Annotated in this window: 16 protein-coding genes; 9 read left to right on the top strand and 7 right to left on the bottom strand. The window is 57.6% G+C overall.

Annotated features, from left to right (window positions below; translation table 11 throughout):
- The first annotated feature begins 116 nt into the window (after positions 1-116).
- From AC6CHO_RS15910 to AC6CHO_RS15925, 4 genes are all read left to right on the top strand, one after another.
- The gene (locus tag AC6CHO_RS15910) at positions 117-569 is read left to right on the top strand and encodes an FHA domain-containing protein (protein ID WP_498216411.1); all 453 of its coding nucleotides are present in this window, start codon (positions 117-119) and stop codon (positions 567-569) included.
- A gap of 71 nt (positions 570-640) precedes the next feature.
- A complete protein-coding gene (gene ftsR / locus AC6CHO_RS15915) occupies positions 641-1,396 on the top strand; it encodes a transcriptional regulator FtsR (RefSeq protein WP_498216413.1) in 756 nt (251 codons plus the stop codon).
- A 40-nt stretch (positions 1,397-1,436) separates the two neighbouring features.
- Positions 1,437-1,919 (top strand): bifunctional nuclease family protein, encoded by a 483-nt coding sequence (locus AC6CHO_RS15920; protein WP_060701222.1) that lies wholly within the window; start codon positions 1,437-1,439, stop codon positions 1,917-1,919.
- Between the two features lie 241 nt (positions 1,920-2,160).
- Positions 2,161-2,754, top strand: coding sequence for a MerR family transcriptional regulator (locus tag AC6CHO_RS15925; RefSeq protein WP_498216415.1), 594 nt, complete (start codon positions 2,161-2,163; stop codon positions 2,752-2,754).
- Positions 2,755-2,843: 89 nt separating this feature from the next.
- Here AC6CHO_RS15925 and AC6CHO_RS15930 read toward each other — a convergent pair whose 3' ends face one another.
- Positions 2,844-3,671 carry a ParA family protein gene (locus tag AC6CHO_RS15930; protein ID WP_498216478.1) on the bottom strand — a complete coding sequence of 276 codons (828 nt, stop codon included), beginning with the start codon at positions 3,669-3,671 and terminating at the stop codon, positions 2,844-2,846.
- A 340-nt stretch (positions 3,672-4,011) separates the two neighbouring features.
- Here AC6CHO_RS15930 and AC6CHO_RS15935 point away from each other — a divergent pair, with 340 nt between their 5' ends.
- Both AC6CHO_RS15935 and AC6CHO_RS15940 read left to right on the top strand, forming a co-directional pair.
- A complete protein-coding gene (locus tag AC6CHO_RS15935) occupies positions 4,012-7,464 on the top strand; it encodes a pyruvate carboxylase (RefSeq protein WP_498216417.1) in 3,453 nt (1,150 codons plus the stop codon).
- A 106-nt stretch (positions 7,465-7,570) separates the two neighbouring features.
- Positions 7,571-8,116: a hypothetical protein gene (locus tag AC6CHO_RS15940; RefSeq protein ID WP_498216419.1), complete on the top strand. Its 546-nt coding sequence runs from the start codon at positions 7,571-7,573 to the stop codon at positions 8,114-8,116.
- Here the strand turns inward: AC6CHO_RS15940 and AC6CHO_RS15945 are convergent.
- The 3 genes from AC6CHO_RS15945 to AC6CHO_RS15955 form a co-directional block, all read right to left on the bottom strand.
- The gene (locus AC6CHO_RS15945) at positions 8,089-9,900 is read right to left on the bottom strand and encodes an AMP-dependent synthetase/ligase (protein ID WP_498216421.1); all 1,812 of its coding nucleotides are present in this window, start codon (positions 9,898-9,900) and stop codon (positions 8,089-8,091) included. The two genes, AC6CHO_RS15940 and AC6CHO_RS15945, sit on opposite strands and share 28 nt — an antisense overlap.
- A gap of 111 nt (positions 9,901-10,011) precedes the next feature.
- Complete coding sequence (locus tag AC6CHO_RS15950; protein ID WP_444664656.1) at positions 10,012-10,446, bottom strand: hypothetical protein; 435 nt, start codon at positions 10,444-10,446, stop codon at positions 10,012-10,014.
- The gene (locus AC6CHO_RS15955) at positions 10,443-11,216 is read right to left on the bottom strand and encodes an alpha/beta hydrolase (RefSeq protein WP_498216423.1); all 774 of its coding nucleotides are present in this window, start codon (positions 11,214-11,216) and stop codon (positions 10,443-10,445) included. The genes AC6CHO_RS15950 and AC6CHO_RS15955 overlap by 4 nt, the downstream gene beginning before the upstream one ends.
- Positions 11,217-11,351: 135 nt before the next feature.
- Between AC6CHO_RS15955 and AC6CHO_RS15960 the strand changes: the two genes are divergently transcribed.
- Both AC6CHO_RS15960 and AC6CHO_RS15965 read left to right on the top strand, forming a co-directional pair.
- Entirely contained in the window at positions 11,352-12,023 is a 672-nt protein-coding gene (locus tag AC6CHO_RS15960) for a lysophospholipid acyltransferase family protein (RefSeq protein ID WP_498216425.1), read from the top strand.
- Positions 12,024-12,100: 77 nt separating this feature from the next.
- Complete coding sequence (locus AC6CHO_RS15965) at positions 12,101-13,495, top strand: class II 3-deoxy-7-phosphoheptulonate synthase (protein ID WP_444664649.1); 1,395 nt, start codon at positions 12,101-12,103, stop codon at positions 13,493-13,495.
- 55 nt (positions 13,496-13,550) lie between these two features.
- On the opposite strand, the gene AC6CHO_RS15970 is transcribed toward AC6CHO_RS15965, so the two are convergent.
- Positions 13,551-15,758, bottom strand: a complete 2,208-nt coding sequence (locus tag AC6CHO_RS15970; RefSeq protein WP_498216427.1) for a Stk1 family PASTA domain-containing Ser/Thr kinase — start codon at positions 15,756-15,758, stop codon at positions 13,551-13,553.
- A gap of 199 nt (positions 15,759-15,957) precedes the next feature.
- Positions 15,958-16,206, bottom strand: coding sequence for a WhiB family transcriptional regulator (locus tag AC6CHO_RS15975; RefSeq protein ID WP_013348560.1), 249 nt, complete (start codon positions 16,204-16,206; stop codon positions 15,958-15,960).
- A gap of 357 nt (positions 16,207-16,563) precedes the next feature.
- On the opposite strand from AC6CHO_RS15975, the gene AC6CHO_RS15980 reads away from it, so the two are divergent.
- A complete protein-coding gene (locus tag AC6CHO_RS15980) occupies positions 16,564-16,977 on the top strand; it encodes a hypothetical protein (protein ID WP_498216429.1) in 414 nt (137 codons plus the stop codon).
- Here the strand turns inward: AC6CHO_RS15980 and AC6CHO_RS15985 are convergent, their stop codons facing one another.
- Positions 16,978-20,658 (bottom strand): FtsK/SpoIIIE domain-containing protein, encoded by a 3,681-nt coding sequence (locus AC6CHO_RS15985; protein ID WP_498216431.1) that lies wholly within the window; start codon positions 20,656-20,658, stop codon positions 16,978-16,980.
- Positions 20,659-20,664: the final 6 nt, after the last annotated feature.

Genomic DNA, 20,664 nt, shown 5'->3' on the forward strand with positions numbered 1-20,664 from the left:
TCACTTGGGTGGTGAGTAGGCTAATCTGTAGATAGTTTGGTATTGCGTACTATGCCAAATCTGAACACAATGTCGTCGCGTACGAACTGTAAGCAAGATTTTCTGGAGGATCCCACATGTCGGAACATGGGCCGGTTGCCCCGCATAATGAGTCTGCCTCCGAGACGACCAATATTGCTCTTCCTTCGATGAACAAGGCTTCAGAGCCTTCAGTGATTTACACACTCAGCGAAGATGAGAAGAGCGCGGTTCGAGCACTTCCATCGGGCTCGGCTTTGCTCATTGCTCACTCGGGTCCCAACAAGGGAGCCCGATTCCTGCTGGATACCGATGAAAGCATCGCTGGCCGTCATCCCAACGCGGATATTTTCCTGGACGATGTCACGGTATCGCGTCGGCATGCGAAGTTCACCAGAAACGGCGAGAGCTTCCTGCTCAGCGATATTGGTTCGCTGAACGGTACTTACATCAACGGTGACCGCATTGACGAAATTCAGCTGAGCAGTGGAGTCCAGGTGCAGATCGGCAAGTTCCGGTTGAATTTCTACCAGAGCGTACCGAACCTTTAAACTGGTAGAGTTCTAGATTTCCACCGGCGGCTAGTCCGTCGAGATATTTTTACTTCCGAGGTGTAGACCCTTTGCCGATCTTTGACGCAGCCCGCAGCCCACGACTCGAGGCATCGCGCCACGAGCCTGTCCGGCAGGCAGCGCTGAATATCGGCGAAGTGCTCTCGGAACTGAAAGATGAGTTCCCGAGAGTAACGGCTTCTAAAATCCGCTTTTTGGAGGACAAGGGATTGATTATCCCGCAGCGCACCTCTGCCGGATATCGCAAGTACACCGCGTCGGACGTCAGTCGCCTTCGTTTCATCCTCGCCGTGCAGCGTGACCAGTACCTGCCACTGAAGGTCATCAAGGACCATCTGGATGCCATCGACCGAGGCGAAGCTCCTGAGGCGTTGCCTGGGGGAGCGCCCGCCGCTCCGCAATTGGTCAATAGCGATATGACTGAAGCTGTAGAGCGTAGGACCCGTCTCGTATCACTAGCAGAGCTGCAGGGGCTGACGGGTGCCAGTGAAGAACTAGTTGATGAGCTACTCAAATTTGGACTCGTCGAAGCGCAGGCAGGACTTTTTGATTCGAGCTGCATCAAGGTGACCCAATCTGCCGTGCAACTCGCGAATCACGGAGTTGAGCCTAGGCATTTGCGCCAGTTCCGTACCGCAGCTGATCGCGAATTTTCATTGATCGAATCAATCGTCGGCAACGACTTGAAGAAACCTGAAGTTTCGGCACGGGCCCGGGCCGCCGAAGAAGCGCAAGAAATTTCTCGCCAGTGCCTAGAAATTCACGACGCCCTCGTGCAGCGTGCTATTTCGCAACTTGATCGCTAGGCTGAATTTCAACAGGCATTTACAACTCTAGGAGGCCGGCATGCTGGAACTGGAGTTTTCCGGGATTCGCATTCAACTGCCTGCGAATCAGCCACTGCTGTTGCTTAAATATCCGGAACAGAATCTCTACCTGCCATTGTGGATCGGAGCGCCTGAAGCATCGGCAATCGCCATGTCGGAACAAGGCCTGACCCCGCCTCGCCCGATGACCCACGACTTGATGATTAGCGTCTTTGAAGCGCTGGGCGTGACATTGGAACGAATTGAAATCGTTTCCGTGCATAATGCTGTTTTCGTTGCCGAGCTTGTTTTTTCCAATGGCAAGCGCGTTGATTCCAGATCTTCCGATGCGGTGGCTTTGGCGGTTCGTGCGAAGTGCCCGATTATGTGCGCAGAAGACGTATTGGAAGAAGCTGGCGTTTCCATCGAGACGGATAGCGACGGCGAAGAAGCTCCCGAGGAGCAACTGCGCGAGTTCCGTGAATTTTTGGACAATATTGATCCCGAAGATTTTTCTTCGTAGTTGAAGCATTGCTGAATTCAGCGAATTATCGACTCTCATTTGGGATATTCGAATCGCTTGCGCGACACGGCTTAAAGTTAAGCTTGAAGGTCTTTGACCATTAGGTCAGATGGCCGTACCGTCGATGCATAGGGACATTAAACAGGAACTGTTTTTGTGATCATCGCTCGCATCTGCACGGTTCTAATTTGGTCGCCTCATTACTCGCTTAGAAACGCGCTGATACGCAAGGAGCAATTGGATGGAGTCACGCCAGACAGAGCCTCGTCATGGGGCAGACGGTGGCATCAAGCATTCCAATACACAAGGGCTGCTCTTCACCGATGACTTGCCTGAGCTCGATGAGCATGCCGGCTATCGTGGTCCGGTCGTATGCAAGGCTGCAGGGATCACCTACCGCCAACTTGATTACTGGGCACGCACCGGCTTAGTAGAGCCGGCAGTTCGTGGTGCCAAGGGGTCCGGCAGTCACCGGTTGTACTCCTTCCGCGATATCTTGGTTCTCAAGGTCGTTAAGCGTCTGCTGGACACCGGAGTATCTCTGCAACAGATTCGGGCTGCGGTATTGCACCTGCGTGAACGCGGGGTCGAGGACCTGGCGCAGATCACCCTGATGAGCGATGGCGCCTCGGTATACGAGTGCACCAGTGCTGATGAGGTCATTGATCTTGTGCAGAAGGGCCAGGGAGTGTTCGGCATCGCCGTAGGACGAGTCTGGCGTGAAGTAGAAGGCTCGCTGGCGCAACTGCCTTCGGAAAGCTCTGCAGAGCAGACGCTGCCCGAAGATGAGCTGGCTGCCCGTCGTGCTGCCAAGGCCGCGCGCAACGTCGGCTAATCAATCTGAAATAAAACTGCATAGGCTTTGGGCCGGACCACCGATCGGTGGTCCGGCCCAAAGCCTATGTGGTCAACGTCTGATGAACGTCAGGAATTCGACGAGCCAGCGGTCGACATGATTTCCTTGAGCAATGCGTCAAACTGGTTGAGCATTGGCCCGGTGGCCTTTGAAGGCCAATGGTGGACCGAATAGGCGGCACCCTGAATTTGCTGCCATTCCGGGTGCTCTGGGATTTCTGGCTTGACCATGGAATCACCAAACATCTGGCGCATTTCTCCCAAGCGGAAGGTGTGTTCTGCCGAATCCTTGCGAACTCGGTTGGCGACGACCTTGACTGGGCCAAGCGAAGGGGCGAATTCACGACGGAAAAGATCCAGTGCGCGCTGTGTGCGCTCGGTGCCAGCCACGGAGAAGAGGCTTGGTTCTGCCACCAGCAGCAACTGGTCCGAAGCGCTCCATGCCATGCGGGTCAGGCCATTCAGCGACGGTGGGCAATCGATCAGCACCAGCTGATAACCGCTGGTGCGGCTGAGGATCTGGGTAAGCCGGCGAAGATCCCTGGTTCGCAGATCCGGACGGTCGTAAATGCCGGTGTAGGCGTCGCCTACAGCTACATCAAGCACCGGAATGCGAGTACGCGATTTCTTCTCTGCTGCCTTCGTCTGCCAAGCGCTGGCAACAACCTGATCTTGCAGGCGGGCTCGGCGAGCGTTTTTGAGCATCTGCCCAATTGGCTGCTTTCCATTCGCCCGGACTCCGAGGCCAGTGCTGGCATCCGCGTGGGGATCCAAGTCAATGACGAGAGTCGGGATGCCGGCGGCAAGTGCTGCTGAAGCCAGGCCGAGCGTTACGGAGGTTTTTCCCACGCCACCCTTGAGGCTGCTGATGCTCACTACGTGCACGGACCAGACCACGCCTTTCACTGTTCGCTAGTTTAACGTCCCACCGAATATTTAGTCTCTCATCATCATAGTGTGCCGGAGTCCATTTCCCCGACTTTGCAACGTCGGTTTTTGGTTATGAATCCAACTTAGTGATTAAAAGATCACGCTTGGCAAATATTTCTTGTGGTCTGACCACAGCGTGAAATGTTTGGACGTTCAACTCGGCGTCCGTGTAGTGTGTTTCACAGAAGTGGCAAAAGCTTGCTGCTTTTCGAGACCCGACAGGCTGTTGATGTCTCACTTCGGACTAGGGAAATTAAACCCTTGGACCGAGCCCAACCAACCTGTACTGATTCGATGTAGGGACACTATGTTTGAAAAAATCTTGGTCGCCAACCGCGGTGAGATTGCAATTCGTGCTTTCCGTGCCAGCTACGAGCTAGGTGCAAAGACAGTTGCGGTTTACCCACAAGAGGATCGAAATTCGATTCACCGCCAGAAGGCCGCAGAGGCCTACCAGATCGGCGAAGAGGGCCACCCGGTCCGCGCCTACCTGGACATCGACGAGATTATCCGCGTCGCCAAAGAAGCCGGTGCGGACGCAATATACCCGGGCTACGGATTCATGTCCGAGAACCCCGATCTGGCTCGTGCTGCAGCGGCCGAAGGCATCAAGTTCATCGGTCCAAAGGCGGACGTGCTTGAACTGGCCGGAAACAAGGTCGCCGCGCTGAAGGCCGCCCGCCAGGCGGGCATCCCGGTTCTGGAATCCTCCGAGCCAAGCGATGACGTTGATTTCCTGATTGCTGAAGCGGACCGAATCGGCTTCCCAATCTTCGTCAAGGCAGTGGCCGGCGGCGGCGGACGCGGCATGCGTCGCGTGGACAAGCGCGAAGATCTGCCAGAGCTGATGGGTGCGGCCATGCGCGAAGCAGGCACCGCCTTCGGCGATCCCACCGTCTTCCTGGAACAGGCAGTTCTTCGCCCGCGGCACATCGAAGTGCAGATCCTCGCTGACGAACACGGCAATATCGTTCACCTCCACGAACGCGACTGCTCGCTGCAGCGCCGCCACCAGAAGGTTGTTGAAATCGCTCCGGCTCCGAACCTGGACGAATCAATCAGGCAGGCGCTGTTCCGCGACGCTGTGAAGTTCGCCAAGACCCTGGGCTATCAGAATGCTGGAACCGTCGAGTTCCTGGTGGACACCGTGGGCGAGCGCGCCGGCCAGCATGTGTTCATCGAGATGAACCCGCGCATCCAGGTCGAGCACACGGTAACCGAAGAAGTCACCGATATCGACCTGGTCCAGGCGCAGATGCGCATCGCTGCCGGCGAGTCGCTGGCGGATTTGGGAATCAGCCAGGACACGATCCAGGTGCGCGGCTGGGCTCTGCAGTCCCGTATCACCACCGAGGACCCTGCCAACGGCTTCCGCCCGGATGTTGGAACGATTACCGTGTACCGCTCCGCCGGCGGCTCGGGCGTGCGCCTCGATGGCGGAACCATCTACACCGGCGCAGAGGTTTCACCGCACTTCGACTCGATGCTGGTGAAGCTCACCTGCCGCGGTCGTGACTACAAGACCGCCGTGGCTCGTGCCCGGCGCGCGCTGGCTGAATTCCGTGTCCGCGGCGTGGCCACCAACATCCCGTTCATCCAGAACGTGCTGGGCGATCCACAGTTCCTGGCCGGCGATGTCGCCACCGACTTCATCGATTCGCGGCCGGACCTGCTCACCGGCAACGAGTCCCAGGACCGCGGTACCAAGGCCCTGAACTACCTGGCGCACGTCACCGTGAACCACCCCAATGGCGAACGCATCGAGGGCATCGACCCTCGCAAGAAACTTCCTGCCTTCCCAGGGGACAAGTCCGACGAGCCGGAGCGCTCCCCATTTGACGGCCCATCCAAGTCGGCAGTTCCGGCTGATGGATGGCGCCAGAAACTGCTGGAACTCGGTCCCGAGGGTTTCGCCAAGTTGCTGCGCGATTCCAAGGCAGTGGGCATCACCGACACCACCTTCCGCGACGCGCACCAGTCCCTGCTGGCAACCCGCGTGCGTACCCGCGACCTGCTCGCGGCCGCGCCTGCCTACGCGCACAGCGTGCCACAGCTGTTCTCCATGGAAGTCTGGGGCGGAGCAACCTACGATGTTGCCCTGCGATTCCTCGGCGAAGACCCTTGGAAGCGCCTGGAATTGCTGCGGGCCGAACTTCCGAACATCCCGCTGCAGATGCTGCTGCGTGGCCGCAACACCGTTGGCTACACCCCGTACCCCACGGAAGTCACCGACGCGTTCGTCAAGGAAGCAGCTGCGGCCGGCATCGATATCTTCCGCATCTTCGATGCCCTGAACGACGTGTCGCAGATGGCGCCGGCGATCAAGGCCGTGCGCGAGACCGGTACTGCCGTTGCCGAAGTGGCACTGTGCTACACCGGCAATCTGCTCGATGCCAACGAGAAGCTGTACACGTTGGATTACTACCTGAACCTGGCGCAGCAAATCGTTGACGCCGGCGCACACATCATTGCGATCAAGGACATGGCTGGCCTGTTGCGCCCTGCGGCAGCCACCAAGCTGGTCACCGCGCTGCGCGAACGCTTCGACCTGCCGGTCCACCTGCACACCCACGACACCTCCGGCGGACAGCTGGCCACCTTGATGGCAGCCATCGATGCCGGCGTGGATGCAGTAGACGTTGCCAGCGCCGCCATGGCCGGCACCACCTCCCAGCCATCGGCTTCCGCACTGGTCGCGGCCTTGGAATTCACCGAGCGCGATCCAGGCCTGTCCCTGGATGCCGTAGCCTCGCTGGAGCCGTACTGGGAAGCCGTGCGTGCCCTGTACAAGCCATTCGAATCGGGACTGCCAGCACCAACGGGCCGCGTGTACCAGCACGAGATCCCTGGCGGACAGCTTTCCAACCTGCGCCAGCAGGCCATCGCGCTGGGCCTGGGCGAGCGCTTCGAAGCCATCGAGTCCATGTACGCTTCGGTGAACGCGATGCTCGGCAACGTCGTCAAGGTCACCCCATCGTCCAAGGTGGTGGGCGACCTGGCCCTGCAGCTGGTCGGATCGGGAGTCTCCGCCGCTGATTTCGAGGCTAATCCGCAGAACTACGACATCCCGGACTCGGTCATCCAGTTCCTCTCCGGAGAACTGGGCAACCCTCCAGGCGGCTGGCCGGAACCATTCCGCACCAAGGCGCTGCAGGGACGCAACGTCAAGGCCCGCGTCGAGGATCTGTCGGCAGAGGACGCCCAGGCGCTGCGCGGGGAATCGGAATTGATCCGATCCACCCTGAACCGCTTGCTCTTCGCTGGTCCGACTCGCGACTTCGAGAAGTCGGTGGAGAACTTCGGGGACCTGTCGGTACTGCACACCCGCGATTACCTCTATGGCCTGACCCCGGGCTTCGAGCACGTCATTTCGCTGGGCACCGGTGTCCGCCTGCTGGTCAAGCTGGTTTCGGTGTCCGAGGCTGACGAGAAGGGCCTGCGTACCGTGGTGGTCACGCTTAACGGCCAGTCGCGCCAGATCAAGGTCCGCGACGAGTCGGTGGAGTCCACCGTCAAGTCGGCGCCAAAGGCTGATCCGAACAATGCCGGGCATGTGGCTGCGCCATTCGCCGGCGCCGTGACGGTGACAGTGAAGGCCGGCGACCTGGTTGAGGCAGGACAGTCGGTGGCAACCATCGAGGCGATGAAGATGGAGGCCGGCATTACCGCCAACGCCACCGGAGTCGTCACCCAGATCACCCTCGATGGCACCAGCCAGGTCCAAGGTGGCGACCTGCTGTTGGTGATCGAACCGAAGTAGCAGCTGGCATAGCACGCCACACCGAGCACAGGGGCTCGCAACCATGGTTGCGGGCCCCTGTGCTCACCGCAAGGATTCACAACGCAGATCAAGCACAAGGAGAGCCGTGAGGCGAGCAAATAAAACTCCAGCAGGGGCAGCGCCCGCAGAGGTGGCAGCACGAGCAAGCAAGGCCGCTGCCGGGCGCGATCGCCTGGGCGTGCTGGTATTCACCCTCAGCACCCACCTGCCATTCTTCGAAATCGCCGAGCATCTGGCAGAGCAATTTGGTGAGCTGGAGCTGCGTGCAGAGGTGTCCACCGCCGGACCGCAACGCGTTCAGTCGGTCCTCGAGGGGAAGTTCAGCGGCGTTGACGTGCTCGTGGTCGTCGGAGAAACCGGGCCCGCTGGCGAAGACCAGCTGATGGAATTGGTGCAGTGGCTGCTGGCCAACGGCCGCCCGGCCTTGGCGGAGAACCTGATCTTCGCGGTGCTCGACGAAGGGCACAGCGTTGCAGAACTCCCTGCATTCAACCGCGTGGTCTTGCCGCGCAGCTACTTCGCCCGGACGCAGCAAAGCGGCCTCAGGTTGCCCTGGGCCGCTTCGGCACGCGAATCGTGGGATCTGGTTACAGCAGTGCTGGATTACGCTGTGGGCTTGGGAGCCGAGTAGATCTCCTCGATCAGCTCGTTGTAGTCCTTGAGCACTACAGCACGCTTGATCTTCATCGAGGGAGTCAGATGGCCGGTTTCCTCGGTGAAGTCAGCGGGCACCACGCGGAAGGACTTGATTGCCTCGGCCTTGGACACCGAGGTGTTGGCCTTGGCGATGACCTTCTCAACCGTTTCCAGCACCGTCGGATGAGTGGCCAATTCCTCCAGTGAAGTGTTCTTATCGAGCTGGTGGCGTTCAAGCCAGCCCGGAAGCGCTTCAGGATCCAAAGTGACCAGAGCCGCGATGAATGGCCGGCCTTCACCGATCACGACGCACTGTGAAACCAGGGCGTCGGCACGGATCTGGTCTTCAAGCAGTGCTGGAATCACGTTCTTGCCACTGGAAGTGACGATGATTTCCTTCTTGCGGCCGGTGATTTTGAGGAACCCGTCGGCATCCAGTTCGCCAATGTCGCCGGTGTGGAACCACCCGTCGGTGAAGGTTTCCTCCTGCAGCTCCGGGCGATTGTGGTATCCGCGCATCACGCACAGGCCCTTGGCAAGAATTTCGCCGTCTTCGGCAATGCGAACCGCGTTGCCCGGAAGCGGTTTGCCGACGGTGCCGATCTTGATGCGTTCCAAGGTATTCACGGTGATCGGCGCGGTGGTTTCGGTCAGCCCATAGCCCTCGAGCACGGTGACCCCTATGCCGTTGAAGAAATGGCCCAGGCGCTCTCCCAGCGGGCCACCGCCGGAGACAGCATGGCGAATATTGCCGCCCATCGCCTCGCGCAGCTTCTTGTAGAGCAAGGCGTCGAAGAGCTTGTGCTTGAGGTTCAGCGCCAGCGGAATCTTGCCGGCCTGCTGCGCCTTGGAATAGGCGACGGCCACGTCGACGCCAGCGTGGAATATTTTGCCCTTGCCGCCGTCTTCGGCCTTGAGCATGGCCGAGTTGTAAACCTTCTCGAAGACGCGGGGAACGGCAAGGATGAAATTCGGCTTGAAGGACTGGAGATCACCCAGCAGGTTTTTCACATCAGGGGTATGCCCGGTGCGGCAACCGGCAGCCACGTTGATCACGGAGATGAATCGTGCGAAGACGTGGGCCAGTGGCAGGAACATGATGGTGGAGGCACCGGGATACACCGCCTGCGGAAGGGACGCGGCAGCATTTTCTGCGAGCTCCACAAAGTTGCCGTGGGTCAGTTCGCAGCCTTTGGGCCGTCCAGTGGTTCCCGAGGTGTAGATGATGGTTGCGATGTCGCTCAAGGCGACAGCCGAGCGGCGGGCTTCGAGCTGCTCGTCGTCAATATCCTTGCCGTCTTCGGCCAGCTGTTCCAGGCCGCCCTCGAACTGCCAGATGTTATCGAGGGTATCGAGCTGTTCCTGATGGGCTGCGCGGCGCACCACGGCTTCGTGGGTGGCCGATTCCAGAACGATCGCCTTGACCTCGGAGTCGGCGACAATCCAGGCTACCTGGCTGGGGGAGGAAGTCTCGTAGATTGGAACGGTGACACAACCGGCAAACCAGATGGCGAAGTCGACGAGGGTCCATTCGTAGCGGGTTTTCGCCATCAACGCGATGCGCGCGCCGGGGTTGATGCCGTGGGCAATGAAACCCTTGGCGATGGCCTTCGCGTCCGCGGCAAATTGCGATGCGGTGACATCCTGCCAGGAGGAGCCGTCGCCAGGTTTGGCGAACAAGGCTGGATTCGCGGCCGAATTGGCGTGCCGCAGCAACAGATCGGTGATATTTGACTGCTGAGGCGTATGGATGCGAATTGGCGAGCTATATTCGCGCATCTGGTATTCATCTCCTGAAACTGTATGTGTCCCCATGAGCAATGGCGGGTAATCCGCATCACACTTTATTACTTTAAGGTAACTTACTATGTTTGGCGCTCCAAGTTCACTTCAGACCTGGGCCCCATCATCTCCCGGATCGTGCGCAGTAGGAAGACGTTTAAGCAAGTAGACGATCCCGGCGACGGTCGCCAGGGCCAAGCCAATGACAACGAAGGCCGGAGCTGAACGGAAGAACAGCACGCACAGCAACAAGCCGATGGGCCCACCTGCTGCCGCGGTCCACGCGAGATTCAACATCGGATCCCCGGAGCCCAGCGCCGCCGGCTCGTCGGGAACAAAAGATTCATCGGATTCTTCGGGCGCGAAATCACGCGGGCCATTCATGGCGCCTGGCCCGGTGTTAAAGAGCTTCTTGAGGTGATCTGCTCGTTCTTGGGCACTAGGTTCCCGAGGGGCCTGCGCATCAAGCTGCTGAAAATTTTTCACCAGATCATCCCAGCGGGGATCTTCTCGCTCCGGAGGAGTGGCATCGGGCTGGCTCATAGGGGCCCTCCTGTCCGAGTGTGCGCCGTGCTAGAGAGCTGGGAGAAAAAGCGGGCCGATTCGTGGAAAATCTGCTCGGCATCATAATCCAGTGTTGCAACGTGTTTGGAATGAAGCAGCATGTGGTGTTCGGCCAGTGTTCCTGGCTTGAGCCCTGCTACCAGCTCACGCACGGAAGCTTCGGACACCACATTATCTACGGTCGATCTGAACAGCTGCACCGGAGCGGTGACGAGTTCCAGCCGTGAACGGGTTTGCGCGAACAGCGCGTGGAGCTGAGCTACCGCGGCCACGGGGGTGCGCGGATAGGCCCCCTCGTCCACTCCGCGCTTGGCGATATCGTTGCTGATCGGCGCCACGCTTCGCATCAGGTGCTTCAGCCATGGCGTCATCGGGGCCAGCGCAGAGTCAACCACGAGCCCCGGATTGACCAGTGAAATCCCGGCGACATTGCGCCTTGTGGCCAAATGCAGTGCCAGCGCTCCACCCATGGACAAACCGGCCACGAACACGGTGCCATGCGTGCGTGCCAGGTCGTCAAAAGCCTGCTCGGTTGCCTGGATCCACTCGCTATAGCCCACCGGAATCATGTCCTGCCATCGGGTGCCATGGCCTGGAAGCAGAGGCACGGCTGCAGTGAAGCCTGCTCCCTGCAGGGATCTGGCCCAGGGTTCCATGGCCGTGGGGGAGCCAGTGAAGCCATGGATCAACAGCACTGCTGAGCCCTTGGGCAATGAGTGCCCAGAGCTATTCCGTGCTTCATTATTCATCGTGACCACTCCAATTTTCTGCTTATACCTCCGAGCGTAGTGCACAATTGAAGGGTGCGGACAGTGCCACAAGTTCTGTGATCAATCCATGTCCCGTGACAAAGCCGAACCTCGAGAAATAAGGAATTTTCTGCCGTGCTGTATGACTTCCTCAAGCGATTCGCCGTTCGGCCACTGGTGAGGATCTTCTTCCGCGTGGATCTGCAAGGCATCAACAACGTTCCGGGCGCCGGAGCGGCCATTCTGGCCTCAAATCACCTGTCAGTCAGCGACTCGGTGTTCCTGCCTGCGATGCTTGAGCGCCCGGTAATCTTCCTGGTCAAGGACGAGTATTTCAACGGCCGCGGACTCAAGGGGCGCATCACCGCATGGTTCTTCCGCAATATCAATCAGCTGCCAATGGACCGTTCAGGCGGGCAGAAATCAGCCGCTTCCCTGGCTAGCGCCAAACGGGCCCTGGATGAAGGAAAAATTCTGGGGATCTATCCAGAAGGCACCCGCTCACCGGATGGAAGGCTGTACCGCGCAAAGCTCGGCGTGGCCATCCTCGCTCTGGAATCCGGGGCACCGGTGATTCCGGTGGCCATGATCGGCACCGAAAAGGTCCAGCCTATCGGGCAGGGCCTGCCTCATCCGGGGAAGATCGGAATCAAGATCGGCGAGCCCCTGCACTTCGAGCATTTGGCGGGCAAACACGGCGATCCGCAGGCGCTAAGGGCCTGCGCCGATGAGATCCGGCAGGCTATCAATGCGCTGTCTGGACAGAGCTATGTCGACGTTTATGCACCCCGGAAAGCTAAAAAATAGAAGACGGTTCACAGTATTACGCGCTGTTGTTACATTCGTCGCGGTGCTTTGCCGATCAGCGACGTAGAATCTTCAAGGTGAGCGAAGTAAACCGAACCCCATTGCCAGGCTCCTCTGTAGCCGGCCCCGCCACTGATCCGCAACTAGACCTGTGGCGTGAAATGCCTATTGCCCAGCAGCCAACCTGGCGTGAGCACAAGGACTATCAGTCCTCCATCAACGAATTGGGTTCGCGTCCTCCTCTGGTTTTTGCCGGCGAAGTAGATGTCCTGCGTGAACGCCTCGCCGAGGCCGCACAGGGCCGCGCTTTCCTCCTGCAGGGAGGCGACTGCGCCGAGACCTTTGCCGATGCTACCGCTGACAAGATTTCCGCACGTGTGCGCACCATCTTGCAGATGGCCGTTGTCCTGACCTATGGCTCATCGATGCCGGTCATCAAGATGGGCCGCATGGCTGGCCAGTTTGCCAAGCCGCGTTCCTCGAATGACGAAACCCGAGATGGCGTAACCCTGCCGGCATTCCGCGGCGACATCGTCAACGGCTACGAATTCACCGAGGAATCGCGTGCCCACGATCCGAAGCGCATGGTGCAGGCGTACAACACCTCATCGGCCACGCTGAACCTGATTCGGGCCTTCACGCAGGGCGGCTTCGCCGACCTGCGCAGCGTGCACTCGTGGAACAGCGGATTCATGGCCAACCCGGCACACTCCGCCTACGAGCAGCTGGCTGGCGAAATCGACTCGGCCATCCGCTTCATGGATGCCTGCGGCGCGGACTTCGAGGCGCTCAAGCGCACCGAGTTCTTCGCCTCGCACGAAGCCCTGCTGCTGGACTACGAGCGTGCCTTGACCCGCACCGATTCGCGTACCGGCCTGCCGTACGACACCAGCGGCCACTTCCTGTGGATCGGCGAACGCACCCGCCAGCTCGATCACGCACACATCGACTTCCTCTCGCGTGTGCGCAACCCGATTGGCGTGAAGCTTGGCCCGAACACCGAGCCAGATGACGCGCTGCGCCTGATCGAAAAGCTCGATCCGAACCGCGAACCAGGCCGACTGACCTTCATCACCCGCATGGGTGCGAAGAACATTCGCGAGAAGCTGCCAAACCTGGTCGAGAAGGTCACTGCCTCCGGCGCCCAGGTGCTGTGGGTTACCGATCCGATGCACGGCAACACGGTCACCAGCCAGAACGGCTACAAGACCCGCAACTTCGAGGATGTCATGGACGAAGTCCGCGGCTTCTTCGAGGTGCACGACTCGCTGGGCACCTTCCCAGGTGGCCTGCATGTCGAGATGACCGGCGACGACGTGGCCGAGTGCCTCGGTGGCGCTGACCCAATTCGTGAGGAAGATTTCGACTCGCTCTACGAGTCGGTCTGCGACCCGCGACTGAACCACCGCCAGTCCCTGGAAATGGCCTTCCTGGTCTCCTCGGCACTGCAAAGCCGCAGCCGTAATCGCTAAGGCATAACCCAAAGGCTCAGTTCCCCGTAAGGGAACTGAGCCTTTGGCGTAACCGCTAGAAAGCGTAGATGCTGATTTCGCTACCGCGAACAGCTTCCTGATTGAGCGGAGTCTGCATTCGCACGATTTGGTTGCGACCACCGAAAACGCTGTGGGTCTTCACCTGGAAACCAGATTCCTCCAGCCGCGCCGTAGCGTCGTTGACGTCGAGTCCGACAACCGATGGAATCTGGATGTATTCTGGCCCGGAGGAGAAATTGACTGTGATGGAACTGCCGAATTCGGCGGTGCCTGTTGCTGGATCTTGGGAAGCTGCCAAGCCCTTTTCCACCTGTGCCGAATGGACTTCTGCACCAGCCGTCAATGACAATCCGGCCGCGCGAAGTTTTTCCGTGGCCTGTTCCTGGCTCAGGCCGATCACCGAGGGTACCTGAACTGGTGCCGGCCCCTTTGAAACAGTGAGCTTGACGGTGTTCTTCTTTGGCACCCGTTGCCCGGCGCCAGGACTTTCGCTGATTACCGCGCCAGAATCCACCGACGAAGAATACTCTTCGGTGGTGCTCAGGTTCTTGAAGCCGGCCTTGGCCAATGACTTTTTGGCGCTTTCCAATGCCAGGCCTGCAACGTCAGGAACGTCGAAGAGCTCCGGTCCTTGTGAGACGGTAAGCTCGATGCCCTGAAACTTCATGATGTTCTTCCCGGTGCCCGGGTGTGAATCGACCACCCGGCCAATCGCGATCTCGTCGTCGTAGGCCGTGCTGACCTTAACGGGGACGCCTTGGCTATCCATTTGGGCGATCGCCCGCTCTTGGAGCATGCCGTTCAGCGAAGGAATGCGCACGATCGTTCCGGGCCCGCGACCGAAGAACCAGCCAGCGCCGGCAACGAGCGCCACAATCAGGATCCACATCAAGGTGATGACGATCTTCTGGGTCCCCGTCCGCGGCTTGCGCAGGCGGTGCGTTGGAATTTGGGCTTCTTTGCGCCAACGCTTGTTTGCCTGCTTTTGCGCGCGCTTTGCATCGCGTGCGGATGGCGCAGTATCGGCAGCTTCCGGCGCGCTTTGGGGAAGCTCATCGCGGGCATAAGCGGTGGTGGCATTCAGGACTGCGCCATCCGGAATGCTGTCGCCTTGGGGCAGCGCACGGGTTGCCTGGGCGTCTCGCAGGTCCAGGACCTCGGTCGCGGCGCCGGCAGCGATGATCGTGGTTGGCGATTCGTTCGCTTGGTCGTCGTCGACCTCGTATTCGCCGTCACCAGAAGTGGAGTTAAGCGCTAGCCATTGCTGTTCACGTTCAATCTCCCGGTCGCGTTGCATGTCGTCGAGCCGTTGCTGCAAGGTGGTCGGCATGTGGGTGAAGGTTTTGGGAATGAGATCTGAGACGGTTCCCAGCGATTCGACACCAAAGTCCAGCTGTTCATCGGAGAGGGTCGAATGGATCTGGCGGACCTCCTCTAGCAAGAGCGAGGCATCTTGAGGACGTTTTTCAGGGTCTTTTTCGGTGCACCAGCGAACCAGCTCATCCAGATCTTCGGCAAGACCAGGAACCGTGTGCGAAGGCAACGGCATGGGGGAGTCCAGATGGTGTTTCATCATGGCGGCTGGATTGGTTTCCGAGTATGGCAGTTTGCCGGTGAGCATCTGATAGATCATGATGCCCAGCGCGTAGATATCGCTGCGAGAATCGGCTGCCGCCCCAGAAACGAGCTCCGGTGAAACATGGGACAGCGTTGCCAGCAATGTTGCTGATTGGGTATGGGCGCTGGCTGCTCGCGCCAGGCCGAAGTCGGTCAACTTGATCTCTCCGGTGTCCGCGAGCAGGACATTTGCTGGTTTCATGTCTCGGTGAATGATGCCTTCGCTGTGAGCAGCGCTTAGTCCATTGCAAATTTGCTCCAGAACGCTCAACATCTGGCGGGGCGTGAAATGACCCCGCTCAGCGATAACTTGATCGAGGTTCCGTCCACGGACATACTCCATGACGAGGTAAACGAGATTGTCGCTGACATTATGGTCGCGAATAGAAACGACATTCGGATGCGTGATATTCGCGGCGATCACGGCTTCAGATTCAAAGCGCTCACGGACAGTGGGTTCGCTCGCGAAATTGTCGTTCAGTATTTTCACGACGACAGCGCGGTGAAGCCGCTTATCCATGCTGCGGTAGATGCGGGACATTCCGCCAAGGGCTAGCAGATGGTCGAGCCGATATCTGCCGTCGAGAGTCTTGCCCAAATGCGGGTCTGTCAGGGCTGAGCTCATTTCCCGTCTGCACCCGCCTGAATCGTGCGCGCGAAGCAGGCCAAAGTCACTAACAGATCCTTTCGAACATGAATACTACTTTTAATCTACCTAGGGGAGCTGGAAAAATGCCGGTTAAACTCGAATTCCGCCAGTGGTGTTGACCTCTGGCGGAATTCGTTTGGCGTCTCGGGTTGCGAGATTTACCTCGAGCGCATAATTATGAAGCGCGACGAGCACGTGCGGCGCGGCGCTTCAAAGCGCGGCGCTCATCTTCGCTCATACCGCCCCATACGCCTGCATCCTGACCGGACTCAATAGCCCACTGCAAGCAAGTTTCGGTTACTTCACATCGACGGCAGACGCTCTTGGCCTCTTCGATCTGCAACAGGGCCGGACCGGTGTTCCCCACTGGGAAAAACAGTTCCGGATCCTTTTCCAGACACGCCGCGCGGCTACGCCAATCCATGCTTATTGATGCTCCTTGAAATCTGAGAGGGGGTCTGAAGGGCCAACGGCAGGCAACGATGAGGCAACAACTAATTAGGAAAGAAATGAAATCCTGATTAGCCAATGGTTACCGATTGGCTCTTCTGATCTTCGGTGAGGACCGATTGGGCTCCTCGTTTAACCGACCACATAAGGTTTTCATGTTACGAGGAAGTAAACAAGGGTCATGATAGCGAAATGTTGCTGAATGCCTGAGTGCTTTCTCACATGGCATTTGGGTGGCAAGTCCGCTAGTGCCAGTTGGTGTGGCGTCCACTACAGAAGAAGTAGTCGGGGCAGTTTGAGTTCCTGCCAGACGTCAACGAAGATTGTTGACGTGAGCCACCAACACAGTAATATGCCCCGACCAATCAGTGTAGTCATCGTTGCAGCATTAGTAATGCTTGAAGCGCTGGCCGTATTGGGATATGCCATTAGCTATCTAGGCAACTTATCGACCGACGGTGCGTTGAACGTCGGCGGACAAATCTTCATGTTGGCACTTTGCCTTTTACTGGCCATCTGGCAGGGGTCCGTTGCCGCTAACTTCTTCAAGGGGAAGGCATTCACGCGAGCCCCAATTATCGTGTGGCAATTGTTCCAACTGATCTTGTCTGTTTCATTCCTGAGCTCCAATATTCCTATGGTCAAGATAGCTGCTCTTGCATCTATCATGATTGCCGGTTCGAGCGTGGTACTGCTTTTCGCTCCAAAGACCACGGCCTTTCTTGGCGATCGGCCATCAAATTAGTTATTTCCTACGAATGTCCCGGGGGATGTGAATCATCCGTGGCTGTCCATTGCGAGAAATGATGGCGCGCCAGTACGGTCTGTTTTCAGCCGATGGCTCATGATGAAGTGCAGGCCATTGCATTGGTTGCATGTCCTGGGAATGTTCGGACTCAACGACTGCGAATTCCCGGTCATCTAATCCAAGCGCTGATAGTCCGAGCTCATACGCCAGCCTTGCCGAGGGCGGCGTGAAGAAAACGACGGGCACATTGATTGCTCCGAGCTTTTCGATTGCAGGCATGAGTCGTGGCTGTGCTGTGCTCTCCAAATAAACGCAAAGCATGGCCGGACTATCTTGTTTCCCCGATTCGAAGTCATCGATTCTTGAAGCTAATTCTTCTATGCCATTAGCGTGGGAAGCATTCCAACGATCCGCTAGAAGAAGCGACAGCTTGAGCCTCTCGTCAGCGTCGGGACAGATCATGATCAAGCGAGCTTGTTGTGGCCGGGCTATCGGGCGACCGGTAAACGGGCAGTAGCCAAGTAGCTGGGATGCTTCGTGTGGTGCCTGGCTATACGCACTGTCCTCTGGACTGGCATAGTTCCAGTTGTCGTCCTCGCGGGGAACTGCTTGAGCTGGCGCAAGCTGAAAAACCTGGGGCGGGTTGTCCGCAGTTACGATTACCCCTCGGCCGGTAATGGGAGAGCAAGCCGGAATTTTGGGCCAGATCATTTTTAGTGATTCCGTGGAATTGTATGGAAAGTACCATTGGGTCGTGAACAAGCCGGTGGATTTTAGACAATTCTGATCTCTATCGACGGCGCAAACTATGAACGGTGACTGCTGAGAACCTGAGCGCAAAAGCGAACCCAACGCCTCATCGAATCGTTGAAAGTGCTGCGGGTGCAGCACCGATTGAAGCTGAGCCAACGAATGAACCATGATGATCAAGCCATCGTCCCTCGGAAGCGATTCTAGATAATCCAGAGCATCCAAAAAAGCGTATGTGTCATTGCCAGTGATGACCTTCAGATTTGCATGCTTGTGTGCGTCAGTCACCGGCTCTGGTCCAAAACACAATATTTTGCGGCGCAATGAGACCAAGTAGTTCAATGACTTCCGGGCGCCAGCTTCCGGCAAACCGCATATCAATAAAGAATGCCCTTGTGCGGTGTTAACGACCAGTGGTTCTAACGTGCCACCCGACAGGTTGTCCCGAACGCCGCAAAAGATGGTGCCCTTGTCCTTCCCGGGCCAGCCTGTTGGGATTAGTGCCTCTTCGGAGGTCAAAGGAAGAGGGGGTGCAAATCCCGAGACAGGTTTAGGCACCAATACCCAACGGGCCGTTAGCTGCTCCAGAAGTACCGTAAGCGGGTCCGGCCCGGATAGCTCATGTTCAGGTTCAAATGTGCAGAACGGGGCTACTGCCATATTGTTGCGGTTTCGCTCAAAAATTTCGCCTTTGAGATCGGGCTCAACAGCGAGATGAAATTGGACTTTTCCAGTTGGCCGCGAAGAACTTCGCACAATTGCCTGCCCCGGCTGATCTAGCAATGTTGCCGCAGTGGAGCCAATGAGTTCGACTGATTCGCTGGGGTCATTGACTCGAAGCGCGATGACGGCATTGATATTCGCGCGTGTTTGGCCAGTAAGAGCACCAGCGGGGCGTTGCGTACTAAGAATCAAATGAATCCCTAATGCCCGACCTACGGCGGCTAACCGGTCAATTCGCTGACCAGCTGTAGGCAGGGATTCGACAAATACCCGAAATTCATCAACGACGACTACAAGCCGTGGCAATGGTTGCGGAACTGGCGTGAGCATATGATATTCGCCGAGATCGCTACATCCGCTATCAGCAAGGAGTTTTTCCCTACGACGTATTTCGAATTCAAGTTGTTCAAGGGTGCGCTGTGCGGATGACTCGTCTAAATCACTAGCGAAAAGTTGAACGTGAGGGAGCGGCTTAAAAACTGATAATCCTGCGCCTCCTTTGAAATCGATAAGGACGAAAGCTAAATGCTGTGGCGAGAAGCTATGTGCAAGATCCGCAACTATGCGGCGCAGGGCTTCCGATTTTCCGGACCCGGTCGTTCCGCAGATCAGCATATGTGGCCCGTCCGAATCCAGGTCAAGTGCTACCTCGGTTCCTTCATCGGTGACTCCGATAGCAGCTCGCACGATGTTTGCAGGTTCCGATAATGCTTGTTGCACGGCAATAGGCCCTGATGGCAGCAAACGCAATAACTGCTGGACGGTTCGGTCGAATCGCATCAAGCTTAATCGGTGCAGATTCTTGAGTACGAAGCGCTGGTCAGGAAGGTGAGTTGAATGGGAGTTAATTTCGATCCAGTGTTCTGCGGCCTCCGGGAGCCTAGGGCCAAGGCCGATTATTAAGGTCTCGGGGAGGAGCCGAGTCGGCGCGGCTGTTAGATAAATGGACTTAAGCAAAGGAACTTCGCGTTGCCAGGGACTCTGCTCCGAGGGCATCGGTGGGCTGGAAGCGGTGACATTCTTCATCAGTAATAAGGAAGCAGGTAAACAACGGATGCTCGGATCGATATAGAGCGATAGTTTTCCCGTGGCGATCAGCGGTAAGAAACGTGCAAGAACACTGGCCAAGACTTCTCCAGTTTCCGGACCTTGAGCGCCGACCAAATGCCAAACTCCAGGAACTGACGGAGAAAAGACAGGACCATGCCAGGGCGCATCTAGCTTCCGTCTCTTGAGCTTGAACCGTGATCTTTGCGAAGCATCGGACTGTGGAGACTCATGCAATTGTGGAGACCAGAGCCCGTCGCCCCAAACCAACGGAGGTACGGACGGCGAGTTAATGTTCAAAGCGGTCGCGTCTAGCCCTGCAATAATTGCTTGCCCCAACGGAGCAGCATACGTGGATCGATTCTGGATTACTGCATTCCGTTGGGCGCGCATGGCTCGTTTCCAACGTCTGAGCTCAGATACCAATTGGCTTGCCGGGGCCAAGCCCATGAGGGCAGAGATCCCACTAATGATCAGAAAGAACATCGTTCCCATCAAAATTGCCAATAGAACGCCAGTCAGGATCGGGACAAGGGCAGCCAGCGAGAGCATCACCAGCCGGCTCATTTCAGGCTTTGGAGGGACATGGACTTCCAAGTCCTCATCTCGAATCGTTTTTTTGGATTCCGTGGCGACCGGGTCGCCAACCACGAAAAACGTATTTCCTAAACGAAACCGAGAACCTAGAACTAGGTCCATTGAGCTGCAGAGAATCCCATCCTCACGAGCTATCTGGTGGTTGGCTGCTGCCACCAGCCGTAGGCGCCGCGTAGAAACATTTAAAGTCGCGTGGCATCGTGAAATAAGTGGGTCTTCGAGCCACAGTGGAGCCCCCCGGCCAATTGAATGCTCCCCTTGAGTGAGAGAAATCCAAGCTCCAGAATCTGGGCCGTGGAGGACATAGAGCTTTAAGGTAGCTGATTTATCGATGTATTCAGGTTGCACCTGAGGAATATCGCTCAGAATCAATTTTTGACCTGATGCTAAAGAGCCCAAGCTTTCCAGGCTGTCTTGTCCGAAATACCAATACTGATTGGGAAAAGATGACAGGAGAATTGACGACAATTTGTCTCCAGTCAGTCTCCCGGTCGAGACCAATTCAAATTGTCGTGGATGCTGGAAAAGTTGCGATATCAAGAGAAATTCGTAGCGGGGCATGAAGAA

The sequence above is a fragment of the Glutamicibacter sp. GQ173 genome, assembly GCF_059759215.1.